Below are 23,159 nucleotides of genomic sequence, written 5' to 3' on the forward strand. Positions count from 1 at the left end.
GCCGTTCTTTCGTCGATTCCATCTGGTCCTCGTGCCCTCGCGCCGTTCCCGCCCCCGATCGTTTCAATGTCCGACTCCGCAGCCGCCGCCCAGCCCATCGTCATCAACGAGGAACTCAAGGCCTATATCGACCCATTGACGCCTGACGAGTGGGACGCGCTGGAGCGCTCCATCCTCGCCGAGGGCTGCCGCGACGCGCTGGTGTTGTGGGGCGATGTGCTGGTGGACGGCCACAACCGATATGCGATCTGCAGCAAGCACGGCCTCCCCTTCCGCACCGTGCAGAACCCGCGCTTCAAGAGCATGGACGACGTGCACCTGTGGATGATCGACCAGCATCTGGGCCGGCGCAGCGTCTCCGACTTCCAGCGCGGCGTGCTGGCGCTGCGCAAGAAGGAGATCGTCGCCGCCAAGCGCGCGCAGGCCATCCAGGCGGCACCGCTGCCGCAGCACGCGGCTCCGGCGACCGCCAGCGAGGAGGCTGCCTCCGGGCAGGCAAGCCCTGACCCCGCCACGTACAGCGTGCCCGAGCCGCTGAACACCCGCGAAGCCATCGCCAAGGCAGCGCGCCTGTCCAGCAGCCAGGTGCAGCTGATCGAGAAGATCCAGAAGCAGGCCGCACCGGAAGTGGTGGCCGCGGTGAAGTCAGGCGAGATCTCGATCAACGCCGCCGCCGCGGTGGCCAGCCTGCCGGTCGAGGAACAGGTCGCCGCCGCCAGCGCTGGCCGCGACGAGCTCAAGCAGGCGGCCAAGCGCGCCCGCGAGGCCAAACGCAAGCCGCGCGAGGAGGCGGCTGCCACCGATGAAGCCGGCATGCCAGCGGAGGGGGCAGCAGCAGATGAGCTGACGCTGCTGCGTCAGCGCGTCGCCGAGCTGAGTGCCGAGAACGAGCGCCTGCGCGCGGAGATTGCTGCGCTCAAGGCTGCGACCTGAGCTGCCGCCAGGTCAACGCCGCTCAGCGGCCGCGCGCCTCGAACCAGCGCTTGAGCAGCTCGCGCTCCTCGTCGCTCATTGCCGTCGCGTTGTTCAAGGGCATCAGTTTCAAGGCCACGGCCTGCTGGTAGACCGCCTGGGCGTGCTGCTCGATCAGCGCGGGCGTGTGCAGCTGCACGCCCTTCTGCGCCACTTGCGCGTTGTGGCAGACCACACAGCGCTGCTCGACGATGGCCTGCACCTGGGCCAGGGTCGCGGCCGGCGCTGACGCGGCAGCTGCGGGCTTGGCCGCCGGCGCGAGCCAGGCGATCAGGCCGCCGAGCAACACACCCACCGCCACCAGCAGCGGCCAGGCGTTGACGCCCTTGTGGCGCTTGACGAACCAGCTGCGCACCAGCGCGCCGGCGAGCATCAGCAGCACCAGCACCAGCCAGTTCTGCGCATGGCTGTAGAGGAAACCGTAGTGGTTGCTGATCATCGCCACCAGCACCGGCAGCGTGAAGAAGGTGTTGTGCACGCTGCGCTGCTTGCCGCGCTGGCCGTGCAGCGGGTCGGGCTTGCGCCCGGCGCGCATATCGGCGATGACCTGCTTCTGGCCCGGGATGATCCAGAAGAAGACATTGGCGCTCATCATCGTCGCGATGCTGGCGCCGACGATCAGGAAGGCGGCGCGGCCGGCGAAGAGCTGCGTCGCCGCCCAGCTCATCAGCACGACGAAGGCCGCGATCAGCGCGAGCACGCGGCCGTCGTTGCCGATGCTGCCGTCCGGGAGATGGCCAAAGCGACGGCAGATCTGGTCATAGACCAGCCAGGGCAGCGCCAGAAAGCCCAGCGCCGCAGCGATGGCCGCAGCGCTGGAGCCGCCCCAGTCGTAGACGCGCTTGTCGATCAGGAAACTCTCGGCATTGAACAGGTAGAGCGTGACGAAGAGCGCGAAGCCGCTCATCCAGGTCCAGTAGCTCTCCCAGTAGAACCAATGCAGGTCCTGCGGCAGGTCGCGCGGCGCGACCATGTATTTCTGCGGGTTGTAGAAGCCGCCGCCATGCACGGCCCAGAGCTCGCCGTCCACGCCCTTGGCCTTCAGGTCTTCGGCCTGCGGCTTGTGCAGATGGTTGTCCAGCCAGACGAAGTAGAAGGAGGCGCCTATCCAGGCGATGCCGACGATCAGGTGCAGCCAGCGCAGCAGCAGATTGGCCCAGTCGAGCAGATAGCTTTCCATGCTTCTTGTGCGGTCGATTGGGCCGGCTCACCACTGCGGGCGCTGTAAGCCGGCAAGAAAAGGCGTCGCGCTGATCCGGAAGGTCTTGCCATCCGGGCGCCGCTGCGACTTGTGAGCACAAGTGTATACAGTTTTGACTCATGCAGACAGGCAGTCCGGCGCAGTCGAGCGGCGGGCTCCGACTGCAGCCACTCGGATATATTCAAACTTACGAATATTCGAGACCCCAGCACGGAGACCAACCCATGAGCGCTGAACCCAGCAAGTACGCCTTCGGCAAGACCGTCGCCCTGCCCTTCGACGAGGCGCTCAAGCGCATCACCGAGGAGCTGGCCAAGGTCGGCTTCGGCATCCTCACCGAGATCGACGTGCAGGCGACGATGAAAAAGAAGATCGACCTGGACATGCCGCCCTACCGCATCCTCGGCGCCTGCAATCCGCGCTTTGCCAGCCGCGCGATCGCCGCCGAGCCGCAGATCGGCTCACTGCTGCCCTGCAATGTGGTCGTGCGCCAGGACGCTGCCGGCACCGTCTATGTGGAGATGATGGACCCGCTGGCCATCATGCAGATGGTCGACAAGCCCGAGGTCCACGCGCTCGCACAGGAAGTGCGCGGCAAGCTCGACGAGGCGCTGGCCGCGCTCTGATCGCCGCTGCGCCCGGCTTGGCAGACGCCTCTCAGCGCGGCGCCAGCAGATGCCGGGTGAACCAGTCACTGGCGGCGACAGCCACCTGCTCCAGCGTGCCCTGCTCCTCGAACAGATGCGTGGCGCCGGGCACCACGAGCAGCTCGGTGACAGCGCCAACCATGCGGCGCTGTGCCTCGCGGTTCAGCGCCAGCACCTCTTCGTCGCGGCTGCCGACGATCAGCAGCGTCGGGCTGGCCACGTGGCTCAGCGCGCGTGCGCCGGCCAGATCGGGCCGCCCGCCGCGCGAGACCACCGCCTTCACCACCTCCGGGCCCAGCTGCGCCGCTGCCTGCAGAGCAGCGGCCGCGCCGGTGCTCGCGCCGAAGTAGCCGATGCTCGCCTTGGGCGCGCGCTCGCGCAGCCAGGCGGTGGCGCCAGCCAGGCGCTGGTTCAGCAGACCAATGTCGAAGCGGCGCTCATAGTCGCGGTCTTCGTCGACGGTGAGCATGTCGAACAGCAGCGTGCCTATGCCCGCCTGGTTGAGCGTCTGCGCGACCTGGCAGTTGCGCGGGCTGTGGCGGCTGCTGCCGCTGCCATGTGCGAAGAGCACGAAGGCGCCGGGCGCCTCGCCCGGCTTGCTGCCGAAGGCCAGCTCGCCCTCCAGCGTCACATCGGGCAGCGCGATGCGCACTGTGCCCTCGGCCAGCTGCTGCGACGAATGGGGGGGATGGGCCTGGCGCAGCACCGCGATCACCTCCTCGTCCTCCACCTGGTCGAAGTGGCGGTAGAACTGGCCGACGGCCTGGAACCAGGGGCTCTGGTGCAGGCAGACCACCTCGTCGGCCTGCGCACCGACCTTGGCGACGATGTCGGGCGGCGCCACCGGCACCGCACAGATCAGCCTGGCCGGCTGCTGCTGGCGCAGCGCGTGCAGCGCGGCGATCATCGTCGCGCCGGTGGCCAGGCCGTCGTCGACGACGATGACCACACGGTCGCGTATGTCCGCCGGCCCGCGCCCCGGCGTGTACTGCGCGCGGCGGCGGCGGATCACCTCGAGCTGCTTGCGTCCGTCCTCGGCCAGATGCTGCTGCAACGAGTCGTCATAGGCCTCAGGGTTGCGGTAGATCCAGCCGGTCTCGTCGATCGCGCCGACGGCGTACTCGGGGTTGAAGGGCGCGCCGATCTTGCGCACCAGCACCACGTCGAGCTCGCCCTGCAGCTCGTCGGCGATCAGCTTGCCCATGGGCACGGCACCGCGCGGGATGGCCAGCACCAGCGGGTGCCGGCCGCGATAGGCAGACAGCGCGGCCGCGAGCTGCCGCCCCGCATCGAGTCGGTCCTGAAACTGCATGCTCGCCCCTCCTTTGTCCTGTACAGGCTAGCTTGCCAGCGCAGGCTCACGCCCACAAGGGGCAGGGATCAAGCCACGGGCGTCTGTGCGGCGGCGGCGTCCCGCCGCGCCTCAGGCCGCCGGCCGCGCCGGGATGTTCAGGCCGCGCTGCACCGCCGGCCTGGCCTTGAAGGCAGCCAGCACGCGCTGCACCTCGGCAAAGTCCTCGATGCCCACCAGGCCGCCGGCCTCGTAGTGGTTCAGCAGATTGTTGACCCAGGGGAAGATCGCAGTGTCGGCAATCGTGTACTCGCTGCCCATGATCCAGTCGCGCCCGGCCAGGCGCTGGTTCAGCACGTTCAGCAGGCGGCGCGATTCGGCCACGTAGCGATCGCGCGGACGCTTGTCCTCATAGTCCTTGCCGGCGAATTTGTGGAAGAAGCCGAGCTGGCCGAACATCGGCCCGACACCGCCCATCTGGAACATCAGCCACTGCAGCGTCTCGTAGCGCGCCGCCGGATCGGCAGGCAGGAAGCGGCCAGTCTTCTCCGCCAGATAGACCAGGATGGCGCCGGACTCGAACAAGGTGAGAGGCTTCCCGCCCGGCCCGTTGGGGTCGAGGATGGCCGGGATCTTGTTGTTGGGGTTCAGCGAGAGGAACTCGGGCGAGAGCTGGTCGTTGCTGTCGAAGCGCACCAGATGCGGTTCATAGGGCAGGCCCGTTTCCTCGAGCATGATGGACACCTTGACGCCGTTGGGCGTGGGCAGCGAGTAGAGCTGCAGGCGGTCGGGATGCTGGGCGGGCCATTTGCGGGTGATGGCGAAGGCGGAGAGATCGTTGCTCATAGGGAAGGGTCGGTTGTGCTGAAGCAGAAGAAGGCCGGGCGATTCTGCCGTGCCGCGGCCAGGCCTGCCGGCTGGGGGAATCAGGTGAGCTGCCGGGCCAATTTGCGTGCCAGCGCGGACATCGCCTTGACCTGCTTACTAGCGCTCGGAGGATTGAGCCAGCACGGAAAGAAGCCTGGCCCGATCCACGTCGCCGACAGGAATTGCCTCGCGTCGATCACCTCGTGACGGCACGTGGTGAACGGCGCCAGGGAACCCGATGCGGAGGGGCGAGTCATGGATATCTGCGAATGGGCGGGAAATGATTAAAGACCGGACCCTGGCTCCCCGACCCTGGCGCCCTCGATGCTTGCCTTGCTCATGGATGCTCTCCCTTGAGTGAGTACTTAAACCACCTGATGTATCCAATGGGCGTGGTTGGTTTGTCTGGCTGCAGATTTGCGCTCGGGGGAGCATCAAAGCAGCCGCCCGTGCGAAGCCACCACCGCAGGTTCTCGGCGCTGCTGGGGCCACCGGCCCCATAGTCAATCGCAACGGCCAACACCTCGCCAGTCTTCGCGTCAGCAACCCGTTGCTCAGTCCGCCCCACGGTGAGCCAGGGCACAACCCGTTCGTACTTGTAGTCACTACGCAGCAACCCGCCAAAGCCGACATATCGATCAAATCCGTCAGGTGCCTTTGGCAACTGTACGGATGCCTCGCGCTCTCTTCGCGATAACCCGTTCACCGCCGCCACCGCGTCCGCGTTCTTCTCATGCCACTGCTGGGCATCCACATGGGCAGTGAAGCCCGCATCCTTGGCGCACATGGCCCGGTGCACCACCAGCGTGGGAATGTGATCCCAGAACACCGGCAGATAGATCAACAGGAAAACGAAAAAGGCCTTGCGAAACGCCCTGCCGCGTGTTCCACCCTGTCCAATCTCGCTCCGCCACGCCCAACGCACGGCCATGAACATCACCGAGAAGTAAAGCGCTGCAACAGCGAGAACGACTAGCCCAAACATGCGAGCACCTCCTTGCGGGAAAACGGATACGGTAGCTTGGGGATCACTGATCCGCGAAAGAACCTTGCATGCCGTCCCATGGGATCACGCCAGCGGTTAACCGCGATCCATGCTCAATACTGCGAGCCGATGGCGCGGCGCCGAGCGATGGTATTGAGGATGCGGTTGGCCGCCTCCACTGTCGCCACATAACGCGGATCATCCCTGGCGATTCTCCGCGAACATTCGGGCAAGAGCGTTCATCAAGCAGGAAGCAATCGGCACTTTGACCGAAGACCCGATCAACTGAAGCAGGGGCCATTCCGGCCAACGAGACCTGATGCGGTCAACCCCCGCTACTGCAGAGCGCGCGACTCCGGCGGGTCTCAGCCCCGCTGAATGCTGACGCAGCACAAAGCCGCCTCAAGCGGAAATAGCGCGACGGCGGGCGCTCAGCCCCATACTCGCCGGATGAGCCGACGCCCCGCCCTCAAGCACTCCGACCTGCGCGGCGCCACCCGCCTGGCCACCGATGCCACCACCGCGCTGGCCGATTTGGTCGAAGCCATGCACGCCGGCATCGTGCGCACGCCCGATGGCCGCACCAACGGCCTCACCGGCCTTGTCTACAAGAGCATCCGCGGCGTGACACGCCTGGTGGGCGGCAGTCTGGATGCGCTGCTGGGCCTGCTGCAGCCGGCACTGGCCGGCGACGCCGCGCAGTCCAGCCCGGAACGCGAGGCCGTGGTGGCCGCGCTCAACGGCGTGATGGGCGACTACCTGGCCGCCAGCGCCAACCCGCTGGCCATCCCGATGACGCTACGCCGCGCCGGCCGCGTGCTGCCGCTGGAGCGCGCGGCGCTGGCGGCCGATCCGCAGGCCCGCGGCGGCCGCCTGCTGGTGCTGCTGCATGGCCTATGCATGAACGATCTGCAATGGCGCCGCGCCGGCCACGACCATGGCCAGATGCTGGCCGAGTCGCTGGGCTACACGCCGCTCTATCTGCACTACAACAGCGGCCAGCACATCTCGCTGAACGGCCGCGCCTTCGCGCAGACCATGCAGCAGCTGCTCGATGCCTGGCCGCAGCCCGTCGAGCGACTGGTGCTGCTGGGCCACAGCATGGGCGGCCTGCTGATGCGCAGTGCGATGCACCAGGGCGCAGCGGCCGGCCAGGCCTGGGTGAACAAGGTCGACGATCTGGTCTTCCTGGGCACGCCGCACCACGGCGCGCCGCTGGAGCGCGCCGGCAACTGGGTGACGCTGCTGCTCGGTGCCGCGCCGTATGCGGCGCCGCTGGCGCGCCTGGGCAAGCTACGCAGCGCCGGCATCACCGATCTGCGCCACGGCAGCCTGCTCGACGAGGACTGGGTGGGCCGCGACCGTTTCGCCCACGGCCCGCATAGACCGCAGCCTGTGCCCTTGCCGGTCGGGCCGCGCTGCTATGCGCTGGCCGCCAGCACTGGGCGGCGCAACGGCGATCTGAAGGACAAGCTGCTGGGCGATGGCTTGGTGCCGCTGGACAGTGCGCTGGGCCGCCATGCCGACCCGGAGCGCTGCCTTCAGTTCGCGCCCGAGCGCCAGTGGCAGGGCTGGGAACTCAACCACCTGGACCTGCTCAGCAGCCCGCAGGTAGCCGAGCAGCTGCGAAGCTGGCTCGTCTGAGCCCGCGCGCAGGGTCCGGAAGGAGCCTGCGGCTGGCGAAGGCCAGGCGGCGATACCTGCCGATTGGCTGAGCCCGCGCACAGGGCCCGGAAGGAGCCGGCCTCTCAGTAAGCGCTGCCGCCCGGAGCCGACGAGGTGAGCGCGCCACTCTCCACCGACAGCGTGTACGACGCCGCTGCCGGCCAGTTCAGCAGGTCCACGCTGCCACTGCCGGCGACCAGCTTGTTGACCTGCACGCTGCGGAAGGTCAGCGGCTTCTTCGTCTGTATCGTCGTTGCGGCGATTGATGGGCGCAGGAAGTAGGCCGCGCCGGTTCCGAGCACGCTCGCCTGGCCGCCGTCGACCATCACCGCAGTCGCCTCGTCCACGCCGATGCCGCGCGCCGCGTCCGGCCGGTCAACCCACCCGTTGGCGATGATGCGCGCGAGGAAGGCCATCAGCCGGCCCATGCGGTCACGCGTGACCAGATGCGCATCGGTGATGGTGCCGCTCAGGCCCGGCAAGGTGTTGATGAAGTCGCGGTCCAGCGCCAGGCGGCGATCGTAGGGGTTGGCCATCGCCTGGTCTGAGGTGATGGTGCCGTACTGCGCCGAGAAATCGACCTGACCCAGCACCGCCAGCCCGGCACTGGTGCCACCGAAGGGCACCTTACGCGCGACAAGCTGCTGCAGCGTGGTGTCGAGCCTGCTGCCCTTCCAGAGCTTGATGTAGTTCCACTGGTCGCCGCCGGCGATGAAGAGCACATCGGCATTGGCGACGATGCGGTTGACTTCCGGGTCGTCAGCACCGGCACGGGTCTTGATGACCAGCGTTTCCACCGAGTCGGCGCCGCCCATGTCGTAGAGGTACTGGTTGTAGCCGTCGGCGCCGCTGACACGTATCACCACCACGTCCACCTTGGCGCGCGCCGCACCACCGGCCTTGTCCATCATCGCGCGGAAGGCGGCGTCGACATCGGTGCCGCCGCCCATCAGCACCAGCAGCTGCGTGCCCGGCGCAGGCGGCTGCACATCGGCGGCACTGCCGGTGAGGTAGTAGTCGTAGGACTTGGAGCTGTAGGTCGGTGGCGCAGCGGCCTTGTCGTTGCCGCCGGCCGACCAGGCCGGACCGGCGAACGCCAGCGCCGCCAGCGTCGCCGCCGCGAGGCCACGAAACGCGCTCATCAGCAAGGAACGGCGCTCTGCTGCCCAACTGCTCTTGTCGCTCATGCTGTGCACCCCGTTACTGCATCAGGATGGAGCCAGCATAAGCGAAGCGCGCGCCAAGGACGAGCCTTGACGCGCGCTTCCTGTGATTCCCCCCGCGAGATGCGGCGGGGGCGGCGCCAGCGCCCGTTTAGCGATAGAAGCCGACGCTCACCAGCGTCTTGCCGCCTGGCAGCACGCGCACATAGCTGGTCTTGCCCTCGATCTTCTTGGTCAGCGGATTGGGCCAGTCGTAGTCCACCCAGCCGGTGCCGGAGGAGGACTTGCCAGCCTCGATCATTTTGGCCATGAAGGAGACGCCATTGGCGTCCTTGATGCCGAGCATGTTCTTGCCGATCAGTTTCTCGTTGGCGCCATGGGCCAGCGTCACACCGTCGAAGTCGGTGACCGCGACGTAGAGATCCTTCTTCATCCAATGCGCCTTGTCACTGGTGAAGTCCTTGTAGGCCTGCTCGGCGCCAACCTTCTTCACATGCTCGACGGCCGCGTCAGCCAGGGCCTTGGCTTCGTCCTTGGTACCCCGCTCCTGCGCCTGGGCACCGGCGACAAAACCGACAGCCATGACCGCAACGCCCAACATCTTGATGATCCAGCTCTTCATGGAAAGACACTCCTTTGATGATCCTGCAAGCACAGTCTGAACCTGCCAGTCGCACGCGATGCGTGCGCCAGCTTGAAGGCAGCAGGCTCAGCGTGAACAAGAACCGGAATCCTCGAAGAGCTGGGCCACCACCGAGAGCGCGACCAGCGCCGGCTGCTTTCCCTTGATGACTGTCAGGCCGACGGGGCAGACCACAGCATCCAGTTCGGCAGCGGTGAAGCCACGCTCCTCCAGACGGTGCCTGAAGCTTGCCCATTTGCTCTTGCTGCCGATCAAGCCAAGGTAAGGCAGATCGCCAGAGTCGCGACGCCGCCGCAGGCAGGCCGCCAGCACCTCCAGATCCTCGGCATGGCTGAAGCTCATGATCAGCACGCGCGCACCCGCGGTGATGTCGCGCACCGCTGCCTGCACCGGGTCCGAATGCTCGGCATGCACCGTTTCCGGGAGGTCGACAGGGAACACCTCGTCACGGCTATCGAACCACTGCACCTGCGCCGGCAGGTCCGCCAGGAGCTTGACGATGGCGCGCCCGACATGGCCGCCGCCGAACAGCGCGACCGGCAGACGCTGCACGTCCGCCTCCAGCCGCTGCGCCAGGCCGGCGATGTCGGCAGCGCCCAGGCGCGCAAAGCTGAGCGTCACCACGCCGCCGCAGCACTGGCCCAGGCTGGGGCCGAGCGGATACCGGCGCAACGTTGCGCCTTCGGCTGGCGCCGGCTGGCACAGCAGCGCGCGCGCCTGCGCTATCGCGTCGAACTCCAGCTGGCCGCCACCGATAGTGCCGATCAGCTGACCTTGCGCGCCGACGGCCATCCACGCGCCGACCTCGCGCGGACCGCTGCCCTGCAGCGCATGCACACGCACCAGCACCGCCGGCTCGCGCAGCAGCAGCGCTCGCAACTGGCCGACATGGTTCATCGCATGAGCCTGACACGGTGTTCTGCCAAGCGAAGCCCGAGGATCCGGCTTTGCCGGGCCTGCGGGCTTGCCCCCTTGAGGGGGCGTTGCTCGGACACAGTCAGTCCTGAGGACTGGCTGTGCCTAGCAACGGCCAAGGCCTCTGCGCCTTGGCGCGCGCAGCGCGTAGGGGGGGAGCCTGTTTCAGCTGCCACGATAAGTGGAGTAGGCCCAGGGGCTGGCCAGCAGCGGCACATGGTAGTGCGCGCCGGCGTCGGCAATGCCGAAATCCAGCGGCACCTCGTCGACGAAAGGCGGCTCGGGCAGGTTCGCACCGCGCGCCCTGAAGTAGGCCGCCACCGCGAAGACCAGCCGGTAGCGGCCCGGCAGCAGCGCAGCACCGTCCAGCAGCGGCCCATCGGCGCGGCCATCGGCGTTCAGCGCCAGGGTCTTCAGCAGCACCGGCTCGCCGTCGACGATGCGATAGAGCCGCACGCCCATGCCCGCAGCCGGGCAGCCGTTCATCGTGTCCAGCACATGGGTGCTCAGCTTGCCCATCACACGCTCCTCGGTTTCGGATTCAGACCGAAAGTGTATACACTTCGGAACACAATGAGCAGCAAGAAGACGAGCGCCATGCTCGCCGCCGCCTCCTCTTCCGCGACCCTGGCCGACGGCGTGACGACCACGACGCAGCGCATCGCCGCGTCCATCACGCAGGCCATCGTGGAGCGCCGGCTGATGCCCGGCACCAAGCTGGCCGAGCAGCAGCTGGCCGATATCTTCGACTGCTCGCGCACCCTCGTGCGCCAGGCCTTGAACCAGCTCAGCCGCGACCGTCTGGTGACGCTGGAGCCGGCGCGCGGCGCCTTCGTCGCCCAGCCCAGCGTCGAGGAGGCGCGCCAGGTCTTCGAAGTGCGCAAGCTGCTCGAATCGGCGATGCTGGTCGAGCTGGCCGGGCGCATCACTCCGGCGCAGGTCAAGACGCTGCGCGCGCATCTGAAGCAGGAGCGCGAGGCGATCAAGCGCACCGACGTCAGCGGCCGCACGCGGCTGCTCGCCGATTTCCACGTGCTGCTGGCGCGCATGCTGGGCAACGAGGTGCTGGCGCAGCTGCTCTCCGACCTGCTGTCGCGCAGCTCGCTGATCTCGCTGATGTACCAGAGCAGCCACTCGGCCGCGGCTTCGTCGGACGAGCATGTCGCCATCGTCGATGCGCTGGAGGCCGGCGACAAGCGCGCGGTGCAGAAGCTGCTCGACGCGCACCTCGGCAATGTGGAAGCCAATCTGCGCCTGAACCCGCGTGTCAACGATCTGAAGAGCGCGCTCGCGCCCCTTCAGCCATAAGCCGGCAACCATGAATCCGCTCACACCCGCTCCCCGCTACCCCCGCGACCTGATCGGCTACGGCGAGCATCCGCCGCATGCGCAATGGCCCGGCCAGGCGCGCATCGCCGTGCAGTTCGTCTTGAACTACGAGGAAGGCGGCGAGAACTCGGTGCTGCATGGCGATGCCGGCTCGGAGCAGTTCCTCTCCGAGATGTTCAACCCGTCAGCCTATCCGGCGCGGCACCTGAGCATGGAGGGCATCTACGAATACGGCTCGCGCGTCGGTGTCTGGCGACTGCTGAAGGAATTCGAGAAGCGCGCGCTGCCGCTCACCGTGTTCGGCGTGTCGATGGCGCTGGAACGCCACCCCGAGCTGACCCGCGCCTTCGTCGAGCTGAACCACGAGATCGCCTGCCATGGCTGGCGCTGGATCCACTACCAGGGCATGGACGAGGCGACCGAGCGCCAGCACATGGAAACCGGCATGGACATCATCCAGCGCCTGACCGGCGAGCGACCGTCAGGCTGGTACACCGGCCGCGACAGCCCCAACACGCGACGCCTGGTGGCCGACTTCGGCGGCTTCGAATACGACAGCGACTACTACGGCGACGACCTGCCCTTCTGGCTGCAGGTGAGGAAGACCGACGGTGACTTGGCGCCGCATCTGGTCGTGCCCTACACGCTGGACTGCAACGACATGCGCTTCGCGCTGCCGCAGGGCTTCAGCCATGGCGACGAGTTCTTCGACTACCTGCGCGACAGCTTCGACGTGCTCTATGCCGAAGGCGACGAGGCACCGAAGATGATGAGCATCGGCATGCACTGCCGGCTGCTCGGCCGTCCCGGACGCATGCGCGCGCTGCAGCGCTTCCTCGACCACATCGAGAAGCACGACCGCGTCTGGGTCTGCCGCCGCGTGGACATCGCCCGCCACTGGCGCGCGACGCATCCCTTCGACGCCAAGACTGCTTTCATCTGGGAATGAGCATGAGCACGCTGAGCCTGCAGCAGCTGAACGCAGCCGACACCGAGAGTTTCGTGCGCTTGCTCGATGGCACCTACGAGCACTCGCCCTGGATCGCCGAGCGCGCTGCAGCGGCACGGCCTTTCGCCAGCCTGGCGCAGCTCAAGCATGCGCTGGCGCGCGTGGTGCGCGAGTCCTCGCCTGCCGAGCAGCTGGGCCTGATCCGCGCCCACCCCGAGCTGGCCGGCAAGGCCATGGTGGCCAAGACGCTGACCGCCGAATCCACCGATGAGCAAAGCCGCGCCGGCCTGACGCACTGCAGCGCCGACGAGTTCGCGCAGCTGCAGCAGCTCAACGCCGACTACAAGGCACGCTTCGGCTGGCCCTTCATCCTCGCGGTGCGCGGCCCGCGTGGCCTGGGGCTGACGCGCAGCGAGATCATCGCCGCCTTCGCGCGCCGCCTGCATGCGCATCCCGATGTGGAACGTGCCGAGTGCCTTCGCCAGATCCATCGCATCGCCGAGATCCGCCTGAACGACAAGTTCGGCGTGCAGCCCGAGCTGGGCAATCTGGTCTGGGACTGGGCCGAGGCGCTGGCCCAGCACTCCGACCCCGGCTACAAGGAGCAAGGGCAGCTCACCGTCACCTATCTCACCGACGCACACCAGGCTGCGGCGAAGCAGCTGGCCGCCTGGATGCGCGAGGACTGCGGCTTCGACGAGGTGCGCATCGACGCGGTCGGCAATGTGGTCGGCATCTATCACGGCGCGACGCCGCAAGCACCGCGCCTGCTGACCGGCAGCCACTACGACACGGTGCGCAACGGCGGCAAGTACGACGGCCGCCTCGGCGTGCTGGTGCCCATGGCCTGCGTGCGCGAGCTGCAACGCCAGGGCCGCCGCCTGCCCTTCGGCATCGAGCTGGTCGCCTTCTCCGAGGAGGAAGGTCAGCGCTACAAGGCCGGCTTCCTCTCGTCCGGCGCATTGACCGGCGAATTCGATCCTGCCTGGCTGGAGCAGACCGATGCCGACGGCATCACGATGCGCGCGGCGATGCTGGCCGCCGGCCTGCCCGGCACGCTGGAGGCGATCGCCGCACTCAAGCGCGATCCGGCGCAGTACCTCGGCTTCGTCGAGGTGCACATCGAGCAGGGTCCGGTGCTCAACGAGCTGGACCTGCCGCTGGGCGTGGTCACGTCGATCAACGGCAGCCTGCGCTATCTTGGCGAGCTGATCGGCCTGGCCTCGCATGCCGGCACCACACCGATGGATCGCCGCCGCGATGCCGCTGCCGCGATGGCCGAGCTGATCCTGTTCGTGGAAAAGCGCGCCGCCTCGGTGCCCGACGTGGTGGGCACGGTGGGCCAGCTGCAGGTTCCCAACGGCTCGATCAACGTGATCCCCGGCCGCTGCCAGTTCAGCCTGGACCTGCGCGCCACCACCAACGAAGCCCGCGATGCGCTCGACGCCGATGTCAAGGCCGAGCTGGAGCGCATCTGCGCGCGCCGCGGCATCCGCTACACGCTGGAACAGACCATGGCGGTGGACGCCGCGCCCAGCGACCCAACCTGGATGGCGCGCTGGGAGGCCGCCGTGCGCGCCCAGGGCCTGCCGGTGCATCGCCTGCCGTCCGGCGCCGGCCACGACGCGATGATGCTGCACAAGCTGATGCCGCAAGCCATGCTGTTCCTGCGCGGTCTCAACGGCGGCATCAGCCACAACCCGCTCGAATCCATCAGCAACGACGACGCCCAGCTCTGCGTGCAGGCCTTTGAGCGCCTGCTGCACGACCTGGCCGGGGAATTCCAATGAGCAGCAGCAGTAGCAACAGCACTGGCAGCAGCGCACTCCACGCCCGGCTCGACGCCTGGATCGACGCGCACTTCGACGAGGAAGTGCGCTTCCTGCAGGAGCTGGTGCGCGTGCCCACCGACACGCCGCCGGGCAATAACGCGCCGCATGCGCGCCGCACCGCCGAGCTGCTGAAGGACTTCGGCTACGAGGCTGAAGTCCACCCGGTACCAGCCGACGAGGTGAAGGCCTATGGCCTGGAGTCGATCACCAACCTGATCGTGCGCCGCCGCTTCGCCGAGGGTGGCCCGACCATTGCGCTCAACGCCCATGGCGATGTGGTGCCGCCCGGCGAAGGCTGGACGCATGGCCCCTACAGCGGCGAGATCGTCAACGGCAAGCTCTACGGTCGCGCCGCGGCAGTCAGCAAGAGCGACTTCGCCAGCTACACCTTCGCGGTGCGCGCGCTCGAATCCCTTGACGCAGCACTGCAGGGCCAGGTCGAGCTGCACTTCACCTACGACGAGGAATTCGGCGGCGAGCTCGGCCCCGGCTGGCTGCTCAAGAATGGCCTGACCAAGCCGGACCTGCTGCTGGCCGCCGGCTTCAGCTACCAGGTCGTCACCGCGCACAACGGCTGCCTGCAGATGGAAGTCACGGTGCACGGAAAGATGGCCCACGCGGCGATTCCCGACACCGGCGTCGATGCGCTGCAGGGCGCGGTCGCGATCCTCAACGCGCTCTATGCGCTGAACGGCGAGTACAAGGCGATCCGCAGCCAGGTGCCGGGCATCAGCCACCCCTACCTGAACGTCGGTCGTATCGAAGGCGGCACCAACACCAATGTCGTGCCCGGCAAGGTGGTGTTCAAGCTCGATCGCCGCATGATCCCCGAGGAGGATCCGGTCGCGGTGGAAGCGGCGATCCGCGACACCATCGCCCGCGCGGCCGCCGGCTGCCCCGGCATCACGGTGGAGATCAGGCGCCTGCTGCTGGCGCGCGCACTCAAGCCGCTAGCGGGCAACAAACCCTTGGTCGAGGCGCTGCAGCGCAATGCCAGCGAGGTGTTCGGCGAAACGATCCCCACCTCGGGCACGCCGCTCTACACCGATGTGCGCCTTTATGGCGAGCAAGGGATCCCGGCGGCGATCTACGGCGCCGGCCCGCGCACCGTGCTGGAGAGCAATGCCAAGCGCGCCGACGAGCATCTCGTGCTCGCCGACCTGAAGCGCGCCACCAAGGTGGTGGCACGCACGCTCTGCGATCTGCTCAGCGCGGCTTGAGCAGATCGCCGTACTTGACGAATTTCACGTCGCTGGCGCGCACCCGCACCTTGGCGTACATCCACTGGCCATTGCCCACCGACGGGCAGCGCGCGGTGGACAGCACTTCCAGCTCGGCCTTGGCGTCGCCGCTGAGCAGGATCTGCGGCGCCTGCAGTTCCTGCGCACTGGGCGGCTGGATGTCCGTCATCGCCTGACGCGTGCAGTCGTTGCCGTTGCCGAGCACCACGGTGTCGGCGCGCAGCACCAGCTTCGCGACATTGCCGTCCTTGATCGCGCTCTGCTTGCCGTCGATGCTCCAGCCCGGCTGCCACGGTCCCTGCTCGGGCAGCCGTCCCACATAGACCCAGCCGGTCTCGGGCACCGGCACTGCGGCAATGCCGGCCTGCTGCTGCACGCCCTTGAGCGCCTCGCCCTGGCGGCCCAGCGCGTCGCGCACGGTGTCGAGCTTTTCGCTCACCTTGACGATCTCGGCCGCACTGACGCTGCCACCTGATTGCGCGGCCTGCGTGCGCAGCTCGTCGAGCTTGACCTTGGCCTCGGCCAGGTCCTTGGCCATGTCGAAGGCATCGTTGGCCACCAGCTTGACGCCGAAGGCATCGATCTCCTTGACCTTCAGGCCCAGCTCGGCCAGCTTCTTCTGTGCCCAGCCCGGCTGCGCGAACGCGGCGAAGGCAAACACTGTCAGCGCCAGCAGCACGAGGAACTTGCAGGCATCGGTCAGCACGCTGAACAGCTTGGCAATGCGGTCGAGCAGCGTGTTGCCGCTCGCTGTGGTCTCGCTCATCTCGGTCTCCCTATGCTTGGCTTGCCATCGATGCAGTGGCCTGCGCGGCGGGCCGCGCGGCACCGTGGCCGCAGTGGATCGCCTGGCACACCGACCAGGCAATCCCCAGTTGCCGCAAGGCCGCCCGGCTTTCGCTCGGCAGCGCCCCGCCGCAGGGCACAGGGCAGCCCCACGCTGGTGCCGCACGCCCCTGCAGCGCGCACGCGCAGGCGCACACGCGTGAGCGCTCACGCGTAGGTGCGTGCGCGTGCGTCAAACGCGCGATGGCACGGAGCTTGCTCCATTGGGGTATCTCGACCCATCGCTTGACGGAGACACCCCGATGACCGCTTCGCTTTCCCGCCGCCATTGGCTGCGCAGCACCACGCTGGCTGCCGCAACTGCCCTGCTCGCTCCGCTGGCTCAGGCACAGACGCCGATCAAGTTCCAACTCGACTGGCGTTTCGAGGGACCGTCCGCGCTGTTCCTGCAACCCATCGCCAAGGGCACCTTCAAGGCCGCGGGTCTGGATGTCACGCTGGACGCCGGCAACGGCTCGGGCGGCGCGGTCACTCGCGTGGCCTCGGGCTCCTACGACATGGGCTTCGCCGACCTGGCGGCGCTGATGGAGTTCCACGCCAACAACCCCGACGCGCCCAACAAGCCCGTCGCGGTGATGATGGTCTACAACAACACGCCGGCCGCGGTGCTGGCGCTGAAGAAGAGCGGCATCAAGAGCGTTGCCGACCTGGCCGGCAAGAAGCTCGGCGCTCCGGTGTTCGACGCCGGACGCCGCGGCTTCCCGATCTTCGCCAAGGCCAACAAGCTCGAGGGGGTCAGCTGGGTCAGCATGGATCCGCCGCTGCGCGAGACCATGCTGGTGCGCGGCGATGTGGATGCGATCACCGGCTTCTCCTTCACCTCGCTGCTCAACCTCGAGGCGCGCGGCGTGAAGGCCGAGGAAGTGGTGACCTTCGCCTATCCGGACTACGGGGTGAAGCTCTACGGCAACGCGATCATCGCCAGCCCGAAGCTGATCAAGGAGAAGCCCGAGGTCATCAAGGCCTTCCTCAAAGCCTTTGCCAAGGGCGCCAAGGAGGTGATGGCCGATCCCGACGCGGCGATCGCCTTCGTCAAGCAACGTGACGGCATCATCAACGAAGCGCTGGAAAAGCGCCGGCTTCGCATGGCCATCGACGCCGTCGTCGCCAGCCCCGATGCGCGCGCCGAAGGCTTCGGCCAGGTGATGGCCCCGCGCCTGAGCCTGATGGCCAGCCAGATCTCCGACGCCTACAACACCAAGACGCGCGTGCAGCCCGATGCGGTGTGGAATGGCAGCTTCCTGCCCAGCAAGGCCGAGCTCGACGTGCTGCCTCCCGTCAAGAAGAAATGACCCACCCCCTACGCGCTTCGCGCGCCCCCTCGAGGGGGCGATGCCGGCCGCCCGGCGAAGCCGGATCGGCGACATCCGCTCGGCCACGCGTTCCAAGCAGAGAGAACTACGAGCGATGAGCAGTACCGAATCCTTCGTCGATTTCCGGCGCGTCTGGCTGGCCTACAACGAACAGCTCTGGGCCGAGGGCAAGTTCGCGGTCGAGGACATCTCGCTGTCGCTCAAGCGCGGCGAGTTCGTCGCCATCGTCGGCCCCTCGGGCTGCGGCAAGTCCACCTTCATGAAGCTGGCCACCGGGCTGCGCCAGCCCAGCCGCGGCGAGATCTTCGTCGATGGCCAGCCGGTGACCGGGCCGCTGAAGATCAGCGGCATGGCCTTCCAGGCGGCCTCGCTGCTGCCCTGGCGCACCACGCTGCAGAACGTGATGCTGCCGCTGGAGATCGTCGAGCCGCACCGCTCGCAGCTGCGCAGCAAGAAGGCCGAGTACGCCGAGCGCGCCCGTGCGCTGCTCGCCAGCGTGGGCCTGGCCGGCTACGAGGACAAGTTCCCCTGGCAGCTCAGCGGCGGCATGCAGCAGCGCGCCAGCATCTGCCGCGCGCTGATCCATGAGCCGCAGCTGCTGCTGCTCGACGAGCCCTTCGGCGCGCTCGACGCCTTCACGCGCGAGGAGCTGTGGTGCGCGCTGCGCGACCTGCAGGCTCAGAAAGGCTTCAACGTGATCCTGGTGACGCACGACCTGCGCGAGAGCGTGTTCCTCGCCGACACCGTCTATGTGATGAGCAAGAGCCCCGGCCGCATCCTGCACCGGCGCGAGATCGAGCTGCCGCGCCCGCGCGAGCTGGAGATCACCTACACGCCGGCCTTCACCGAGATCGTCCACGAGCTGCGCGGCCATATCGGCGCCCTGCGTCATGTCGGGAAGAGCGGCACTGCGGAGGTGGCGCAATGAGCATAGACAGCACCGCCGGCTCGGTGAAGACGCCCGACGCGCCACCGCTGCGCCCGGCGCCGCACCGCCTCTTTCAGCGCTATGCCGCCTGGCTGCTGCTCGTCGCGCTGCTGCTGCTGTGGCAGCTGCTGTGCAGCGCACTGCAAATCTCGGAGTTCATCTTCCCCAGCCCCGCCGCGATCGGCAGCGCGCTGTGGGAACACCACGCCACCATCCTCGGCCATGCCTGGCGCACCTTCTGGGTGACGCTGGCGGGTTTCGGCATCGCCATCGTCGTCGGCGTGCTGCTGGGCTTCCTGATGGGCAGCTCGCAGCTGGCCTATAAGGCGATGTACCCGCTGATGACCGGCTTCAACGCGCTGCCCAAGGCGGCCTTCGTGCCCATCCTGGTGGTGTGGTTCGGCATCGGCATCGGCCCGGCGATCCTGACCGCCTTCCTGATCAGCTTCTTCCCCATCATGGTCAATATCGCCACCGGCCTGGCCACGCTGGAGCCCGAGCTGGAGGACGTGCTGCGCGTGCTCGGCGCGCGGCGCTGGGACGTGCTGATGAAGGTGGGCCTGCCACGCTCGCTGCCCTATTTCTTTGCCGCGCTGAAGGTGGCGATCACGCTGGCCTTCGTCGGCTCCACGGTATCGGAGATGACCGCCGCCAACGAGGGCATCGGCTATCTGCTGATCTCCGCCGGCGCGTCGATGCAGATGGGCCTGGCCTTCGCCGGCCTGGTCGTGGTCGGCGCGATGGCCATGCTGATGTACGAGGTCTTTGCGGTGCTGGAGCGTCGCCTGACCGGCTGGGCGCACCGCGGCGGCGGCAACAACCACTGAGCGCCGAAGAGCGCCTTCTCACCTTCCCTCTCCCCTTTTGCAACCACCCAAGAAAAAGGAAACGCGATGACTACCCGCAACAAACTCGCCGCAGCGGCGCTGCTGGCCCTGTTCGGTGCCACGGCACAGGCGCAATCCAGCGTCTCGCTGTACGGCCTGGTCGACCTGGCCGCCGGCTCGTTCAAGAACCCGGGCGCCAAGGCGGTGAAGAAGGTCGACAGCGGTGCGATGACCACCAGCTTCATCGGCTTCTCCGGCAAGGAAGACCTGGGGGGCGGCCTCGCCGCCAGCTTCGCGATCGAGAGCTTCATGCAGCCCGACGGCGGCACTGCCGGCCGCTTCGGCGGCGATGCCTTCTGGGCGCGCAGCGCCTTCGTCAGCCTGTCCAGCAAGGAACTCGGCACGCTCAAGCTGGGCCGCAACACCACGCCGCTGTTCGTCGGTACGCTGAGCTTCAACGCCTTCGGTGATTCCTTCGGCTTCTCGCCGGCGATCCGCCACACCTTCACCAGCAGCACCGTCACCGGCGACACCGGCTGGAGCGATTCGCTGCACTACATCGCGCCGAAGATGGGCGGCTTCAGCGCCGGCCTGATCGCCGCGCTGGGCGAAGGTGGCGGCGGCCGCAACTGGGGCGGCAACATCGGCTACGGCTCGGGTGCATTCGGTGCCGCGCTGAACTACCAGAAGGTGCAAAAGGGCGCCACGGTGGACGACACCGAGACCTGGCAGCTGGGCGCCTCCTACGACTTCGGCGTCGCCAAGGCATTCGGCCAGTACGCCAAGGTGGACAACACCACGCTCAATCGCGACTTCACCATCACCGGTCTGGGCGTCGCTGTCCCACTGGCTGGCGGCAAGGTCCTTGCTCAGTGGGGCCATATCGATGGCTCGGTCACGGCCGACCGCACGACCTACACCGTGGGCTACGACTACAACCTGTCCAAGCGCACCGATGTCTATGCCGCCTACATGAGCGACAAGGTCAAGGGCCTGAGCAGCGGCACCAGCTACGGCGTGGGCGTGCGGCATCGCTTCTAAGCTGGCGACTGCGCAGCTTTTCAGTCAAAGGGTCGCCGCGGGGCGGCCCTTTTTGCTTGTTCAGCCGTCGCTCATTCCGTCCTGCGCGGGGCGGCGCAAGTACGCTGCATCACTCCGCGCACCACCGTGGCACGCCACCAGTCGCGTGCCACCGTGGTGCTGGCAGCGATGGGCCGGGGCGATTTGCGCAGGTAAAAGGAGGAGGACCCACGCAGTGGGGCCGGGGGACACGGAGCAAATCGCCCCGGCCCGTCGCTGCCCCGCTCAAACGCCGCAGTGACTGCCCGCCCAACAGCACCGGTTCAGCGCAACTCAGCGCGCCGCCCCCGCCACCAAAGCCGCGAAGTAAGCCACCTGCGCCCGCACCGCCTCGCGCCGCACTGCCGGCGTGATGCGGCCTTCGCTGAAGTAGCCGTGCTTCATGCAGGCGAAGGCCATCTCCACCATCAGCGTGGCGACATCGGGGCGGCGCGGCAGACGCAGCTCGGGCTCGCGCGCCTGCAGGGTGCGCCGCACCGCGTCGCCGATGCGCGCCACCGTGACCTCCTGCGCGCGGTAGGCGCTGGGGCTCCACGGGCCGCCGAGCACGAGCATGCTGGCCACCGGCTGGCTGTCGTAGTAGTCGGAGGCTGCATCGACCAGCGCCTGGCTCAGCCGCTCGATCGGGGCCTGCGCATGGCGCGCGCAGGCAGCCTCCACCACCGCCGCCACCTCGGCCAGATGCCGCTCGGCCAGGCGCGCCAGCAGCACGTACTTGTCGGGGAAGAACTGGTAGAGGCTGGCGCGCGGAATGCCCGCGGCCTTGGCGATCTCGGGAATGGAGGTCTGCTCGGGGCCGACGGCCGCAACCATGGCCTCGGCGGCGGCCAGCGCAGCCTCGACGCGCTCCTGCGAGCGCGCCTGCGCCGGCCGGCGCGCCCGCGCAGGCACAGGCGCCGACACCGCAGTGCCGCCCTGACCGCGCCTGGGAGAAACCCGCGTTGAGGATGAATCCGACAAAAGTTAGATTCCCGCCGAACCTGACATGTGTCGGATCTTATCCGCTCGAGTCGGCTTCCCCCAATCAAGCACATGGCCGGCAAGGCCAGCAGGAGACAAGCCATGGCAGCAAGCCAGACCAACCCGACCGGAAGCCACCGCGTCTGCGTGATCGGCGCCGGCCCCAGCGGCATCGCCGCGGCGAAGAACTGCATCGCCGCCGGGTTGCCGGTGGTGGTGTTCGAGAAGAACGACAAGGTCGGCGGCAACTGGGTGTTCAATGCCGCCACCGGCCATTCCAGCGTCTACGACAACACCCACATCATCAGCTCCAAGGCCTGGTCGGAGTACGAAGACTTCCCGATGCCGGACGACTATCCGGACTATCCGAACCACCGCCAGCTGCAGGCCTATTTCGACAGTTACGCGCGCCGCTTCGGCGTGCTCGATGTCGTGCACTTCAAGCACACGGTGGACAAGGTCAGCCGCGAGGACGATGGGCGCTGGAAGGTGGAGTTCCGCGACGCCGAGGGCCAGGCGAAGACCGAGTACTTCAGTCACCTGATGGTCTGCAACGGCCACCACTGGGACCCGAAGATCCCGCAGTACCCGGGACAGTTCAGCGGGCGCTTCATGCACTCGCACGACTTCAAGGGCGTGGACGACGGCTGGCGCGGCAAGTCGGTGCTGGTGATCGGCGCCGGCAACTCGGCCTGCGATGTGGCAGTGGAATCCGCCCGGCTGGCCGGCAACGTCTGCATGTCGATGCGCAGCCCGCAATGGTTCGTGCCCAAGTTCATGTTCGGCAAGCCGTCCGATGTGTTCGCGTCCGGCAGCTCATGGCTGCCTTCGTGGCTGCGCAACTGGTCCACGACGCAGTTGCTCAAGCTGATGCAGGGGCCCTACAGCCGCTATGGGCTGCCGCAGCCCAAGGTGGGCGCGCTGCGCATGCACCCGACGCTGAACTCGGACCTGCTGGACTTCATCCGCCACGGCAAGATCAAGCCGCGCCCGGCGATCGAAAAGCTGGATGGCGACCATGTGCAGTTCGTCGACGGCCGCCGCGAGCGCTTCGACATCATCTGCGCCTGCACCGGCTTCTGGACCACCTTCCCCTTCTTCGACCAGAGCTTCATCAACTTCAAGCATGTAGAGAAAGTGCCGCTGTATCGCAAGATGCTGCATGCCGAGCACCAGAACCTCTACTTCATCGGCTTGTTCCAGCCGCTGGGCTGCATCTGGCCGCTGGCCGACTACCAGGCGCGCATCGCCTGCGAAGAAATCCTCGGCCGCTACCGGCGCCCGGCCGACATCCAGGCGGCGATCCGCCACGAGATCGAGCATCCTCATTTCGACTTCGAGGGCGGCCAGCGCCATGCGGTCGAGGTGGACTACCACCGCTTCCGCAAGGAGCTCAAGGCCGAGCTCGCCAAGGCCGGCATCGACATCGGCGAAGCGCCGGCCGGCCGGCCAGGCCACTACAAGCTGCCGCCCGCGGCGCGGCCACAGCTCAGGGCAGCCTGAGC

At 67.6% G+C, this 23,159-nt stretch carries 22 protein-coding genes and 1 pseudogene; 12 read left to right on the plus strand and 11 right to left on the minus strand.

Annotated features, from left to right (window positions below; all coding sequences use genetic code 11):
* Window positions 1-66 precede the first annotated feature (66 nt).
* Complete coding sequence (locus AC2EBS_RS08350) at window positions 67-933, plus strand: plasmid replication/partition related protein (protein WP_484727929.1); 867 nt, start codon at window positions 67-69, stop codon at window positions 931-933.
* Between the two features lie 22 nt (window positions 934-955).
* On the opposite strand, the gene AC2EBS_RS08355 is transcribed toward AC2EBS_RS08350, so the two are convergent.
* Window positions 956-2,152, minus strand: a complete 1,197-nt coding sequence (locus tag AC2EBS_RS08355; RefSeq protein ID WP_484727930.1) for a urate hydroxylase PuuD — start codon at window positions 2,150-2,152, stop codon at window positions 956-958.
* A 245-nt stretch (window positions 2,153-2,397) separates the two neighbouring features.
* Between AC2EBS_RS08355 and AC2EBS_RS08360 the strand changes: the two genes are divergently transcribed.
* Window positions 2,398-2,799 (plus strand): DUF302 domain-containing protein, encoded by a 402-nt coding sequence (locus AC2EBS_RS08360; RefSeq protein WP_484727931.1) that lies wholly within the window; start codon window positions 2,398-2,400, stop codon window positions 2,797-2,799.
* 31 nt (window positions 2,800-2,830) lie between these two features.
* Here the strand turns inward: AC2EBS_RS08360 and AC2EBS_RS08365 are convergent, their stop codons facing one another.
* From AC2EBS_RS08365 to AC2EBS_RS08380, 4 genes and pseudogenes are all read right to left on the minus strand, one after another.
* On the minus strand, window positions 2,831-3,487 hold the full coding sequence (locus AC2EBS_RS08365) for a dienelactone hydrolase family protein (RefSeq protein ID WP_484728311.1): 657 nt from the start codon (window positions 3,485-3,487) through the stop codon (window positions 2,831-2,833).
* 90 nt (window positions 3,488-3,577) lie between these two features.
* Window positions 3,578-4,132 (minus strand): annotated as a pseudogene (locus tag AC2EBS_RS08370) (phosphoribosyltransferase); the annotation flags it as partial.
* Window positions 4,133-4,243: 111 nt separating this feature from the next.
* The gene (locus AC2EBS_RS08375) at window positions 4,244-4,957 is read right to left on the minus strand and encodes a glutathione S-transferase N-terminal domain-containing protein (RefSeq protein ID WP_484727932.1); all 714 of its coding nucleotides are present in this window, start codon (window positions 4,955-4,957) and stop codon (window positions 4,244-4,246) included.
* Window positions 4,958-5,315: 358 nt separating this feature from the next.
* On the minus strand, window positions 5,316-5,963 hold the full coding sequence (locus AC2EBS_RS08380; protein ID WP_484727933.1) for a hypothetical protein: 648 nt from the start codon (window positions 5,961-5,963) through the stop codon (window positions 5,316-5,318).
* Window positions 5,964-6,413: 450 nt separating this feature from the next.
* Between AC2EBS_RS08380 and AC2EBS_RS08385 the strand changes: the two genes are divergently transcribed.
* The gene (locus AC2EBS_RS08385; RefSeq protein ID WP_484727934.1) at window positions 6,414-7,607 is read left to right on the plus strand and encodes an esterase/lipase family protein; all 1,194 of its coding nucleotides are present in this window, start codon (window positions 6,414-6,416) and stop codon (window positions 7,605-7,607) included.
* A gap of 104 nt (window positions 7,608-7,711) precedes the next feature.
* On the opposite strand, the gene AC2EBS_RS08390 is transcribed toward AC2EBS_RS08385, so the two are convergent.
* From AC2EBS_RS08390 to uraH, 4 genes are all read right to left on the minus strand, one after another.
* Window positions 7,712-8,815 (minus strand): cyanophycinase, encoded by a 1,104-nt coding sequence (locus AC2EBS_RS08390; protein ID WP_484727935.1) that lies wholly within the window; start codon window positions 8,813-8,815, stop codon window positions 7,712-7,714.
* A gap of 127 nt (window positions 8,816-8,942) precedes the next feature.
* Window positions 8,943-9,413, minus strand: a complete 471-nt coding sequence (locus AC2EBS_RS08395) for a cache domain-containing protein (RefSeq protein ID WP_484727936.1) — start codon at window positions 9,411-9,413, stop codon at window positions 8,943-8,945.
* 87 nt (window positions 9,414-9,500) lie between these two features.
* The gene (xdhC, locus tag AC2EBS_RS08400) at window positions 9,501-10,331 is read right to left on the minus strand and encodes a xanthine dehydrogenase accessory protein XdhC (protein ID WP_484727937.1); all 831 of its coding nucleotides are present in this window, start codon (window positions 10,329-10,331) and stop codon (window positions 9,501-9,503) included.
* Window positions 10,332-10,514: 183 nt separating this feature from the next.
* The gene (gene uraH, locus AC2EBS_RS08405; RefSeq protein ID WP_484727938.1) at window positions 10,515-10,868 is read right to left on the minus strand and encodes a hydroxyisourate hydrolase; all 354 of its coding nucleotides are present in this window, start codon (window positions 10,866-10,868) and stop codon (window positions 10,515-10,517) included.
* 54 nt (window positions 10,869-10,922) lie between these two features.
* Between uraH and AC2EBS_RS08410 the strand changes: the two genes are divergently transcribed.
* Genes AC2EBS_RS08410 through AC2EBS_RS08425 form a run of 4 tightly spaced genes read left to right on the plus strand, consistent with a single transcriptional unit; the run spans window position 10,923 to window position 15,679 of the window.
* Entirely contained in the window at window positions 10,923-11,657 is a 735-nt protein-coding gene (locus tag AC2EBS_RS08410) for a GntR family transcriptional regulator (protein ID WP_484727939.1), read from the plus strand.
* 10 nt (window positions 11,658-11,667) lie between these two features.
* Window positions 11,668-12,627 (plus strand): allantoinase PuuE, encoded by a 960-nt coding sequence (gene puuE, locus AC2EBS_RS08415; RefSeq protein WP_484727940.1) that lies wholly within the window; start codon window positions 11,668-11,670, stop codon window positions 12,625-12,627.
* A gap of 2 nt (window positions 12,628-12,629) precedes the next feature.
* Complete coding sequence (gene uraD, locus AC2EBS_RS08420; RefSeq protein ID WP_484727941.1) at window positions 12,630-14,417, plus strand: 2-oxo-4-hydroxy-4-carboxy-5-ureidoimidazoline decarboxylase; 1,788 nt, start codon at window positions 12,630-12,632, stop codon at window positions 14,415-14,417.
* Window positions 14,414-15,679, plus strand: a complete 1,266-nt coding sequence (locus AC2EBS_RS08425; protein ID WP_484727942.1) for a M20 family metallopeptidase — start codon at window positions 14,414-14,416, stop codon at window positions 15,677-15,679. The genes uraD and AC2EBS_RS08425 overlap by 4 nt, the downstream gene beginning before the upstream one ends.
* Here the strand turns inward: AC2EBS_RS08425 and AC2EBS_RS08430 are convergent.
* On the minus strand, window positions 15,666-16,466 hold the full coding sequence (locus AC2EBS_RS08430; protein ID WP_484727943.1) for a hypothetical protein: 801 nt from the start codon (window positions 16,464-16,466) through the stop codon (window positions 15,666-15,668). The two genes, AC2EBS_RS08425 and AC2EBS_RS08430, sit on opposite strands and share 14 nt — an antisense overlap.
* A gap of 322 nt (window positions 16,467-16,788) precedes the next feature.
* On the opposite strand from AC2EBS_RS08430, the gene AC2EBS_RS08435 reads away from it, so the two are divergent.
* The 4 genes from AC2EBS_RS08435 to AC2EBS_RS08450 all read left to right on the plus strand — a co-directional run bounded on the left by AC2EBS_RS08435 (window position 16,789) and on the right by AC2EBS_RS08450 (window position 20,655).
* Window positions 16,789-17,838: an ABC transporter substrate-binding protein gene (locus tag AC2EBS_RS08435; protein WP_484727944.1), complete on the plus strand. Its 1,050-nt coding sequence runs from the start codon at window positions 16,789-16,791 to the stop codon at window positions 17,836-17,838.
* Window positions 17,839-17,953: 115 nt separating this feature from the next.
* The gene (locus AC2EBS_RS08440; RefSeq protein WP_484727945.1) at window positions 17,954-18,787 is read left to right on the plus strand and encodes an ABC transporter ATP-binding protein; all 834 of its coding nucleotides are present in this window, start codon (window positions 17,954-17,956) and stop codon (window positions 18,785-18,787) included.
* Window positions 18,784-19,614: an ABC transporter permease gene (locus AC2EBS_RS08445; protein ID WP_484727946.1), complete on the plus strand. Its 831-nt coding sequence runs from the start codon at window positions 18,784-18,786 to the stop codon at window positions 19,612-19,614. The genes AC2EBS_RS08440 and AC2EBS_RS08445 overlap by 4 nt, the downstream gene beginning before the upstream one ends.
* A 66-nt stretch (window positions 19,615-19,680) precedes the next feature.
* Window positions 19,681-20,655 (plus strand): porin, encoded by a 975-nt coding sequence (locus AC2EBS_RS08450; protein WP_484727947.1) that lies wholly within the window; start codon window positions 19,681-19,683, stop codon window positions 20,653-20,655.
* A 312-nt stretch (window positions 20,656-20,967) separates the two neighbouring features.
* On the opposite strand, the gene AC2EBS_RS08455 is transcribed toward AC2EBS_RS08450, so the two are convergent.
* Window positions 20,968-21,597 (minus strand): TetR/AcrR family transcriptional regulator, encoded by a 630-nt coding sequence (locus AC2EBS_RS08455; RefSeq protein WP_484727948.1) that lies wholly within the window; start codon window positions 21,595-21,597, stop codon window positions 20,968-20,970.
* Between the two features lie 159 nt (window positions 21,598-21,756).
* Here AC2EBS_RS08455 and AC2EBS_RS08460 point away from each other — a divergent pair, with 159 nt between their 5' ends.
* Window positions 21,757-23,157 (plus strand): flavin-containing monooxygenase, encoded by a 1,401-nt coding sequence (locus AC2EBS_RS08460; protein ID WP_484727949.1) that lies wholly within the window; start codon window positions 21,757-21,759, stop codon window positions 23,155-23,157.
* Window positions 23,158-23,159 lie beyond the last annotated feature (2 nt).

This window comes from Roseateles sp. T103, assembly GCF_057219915.1.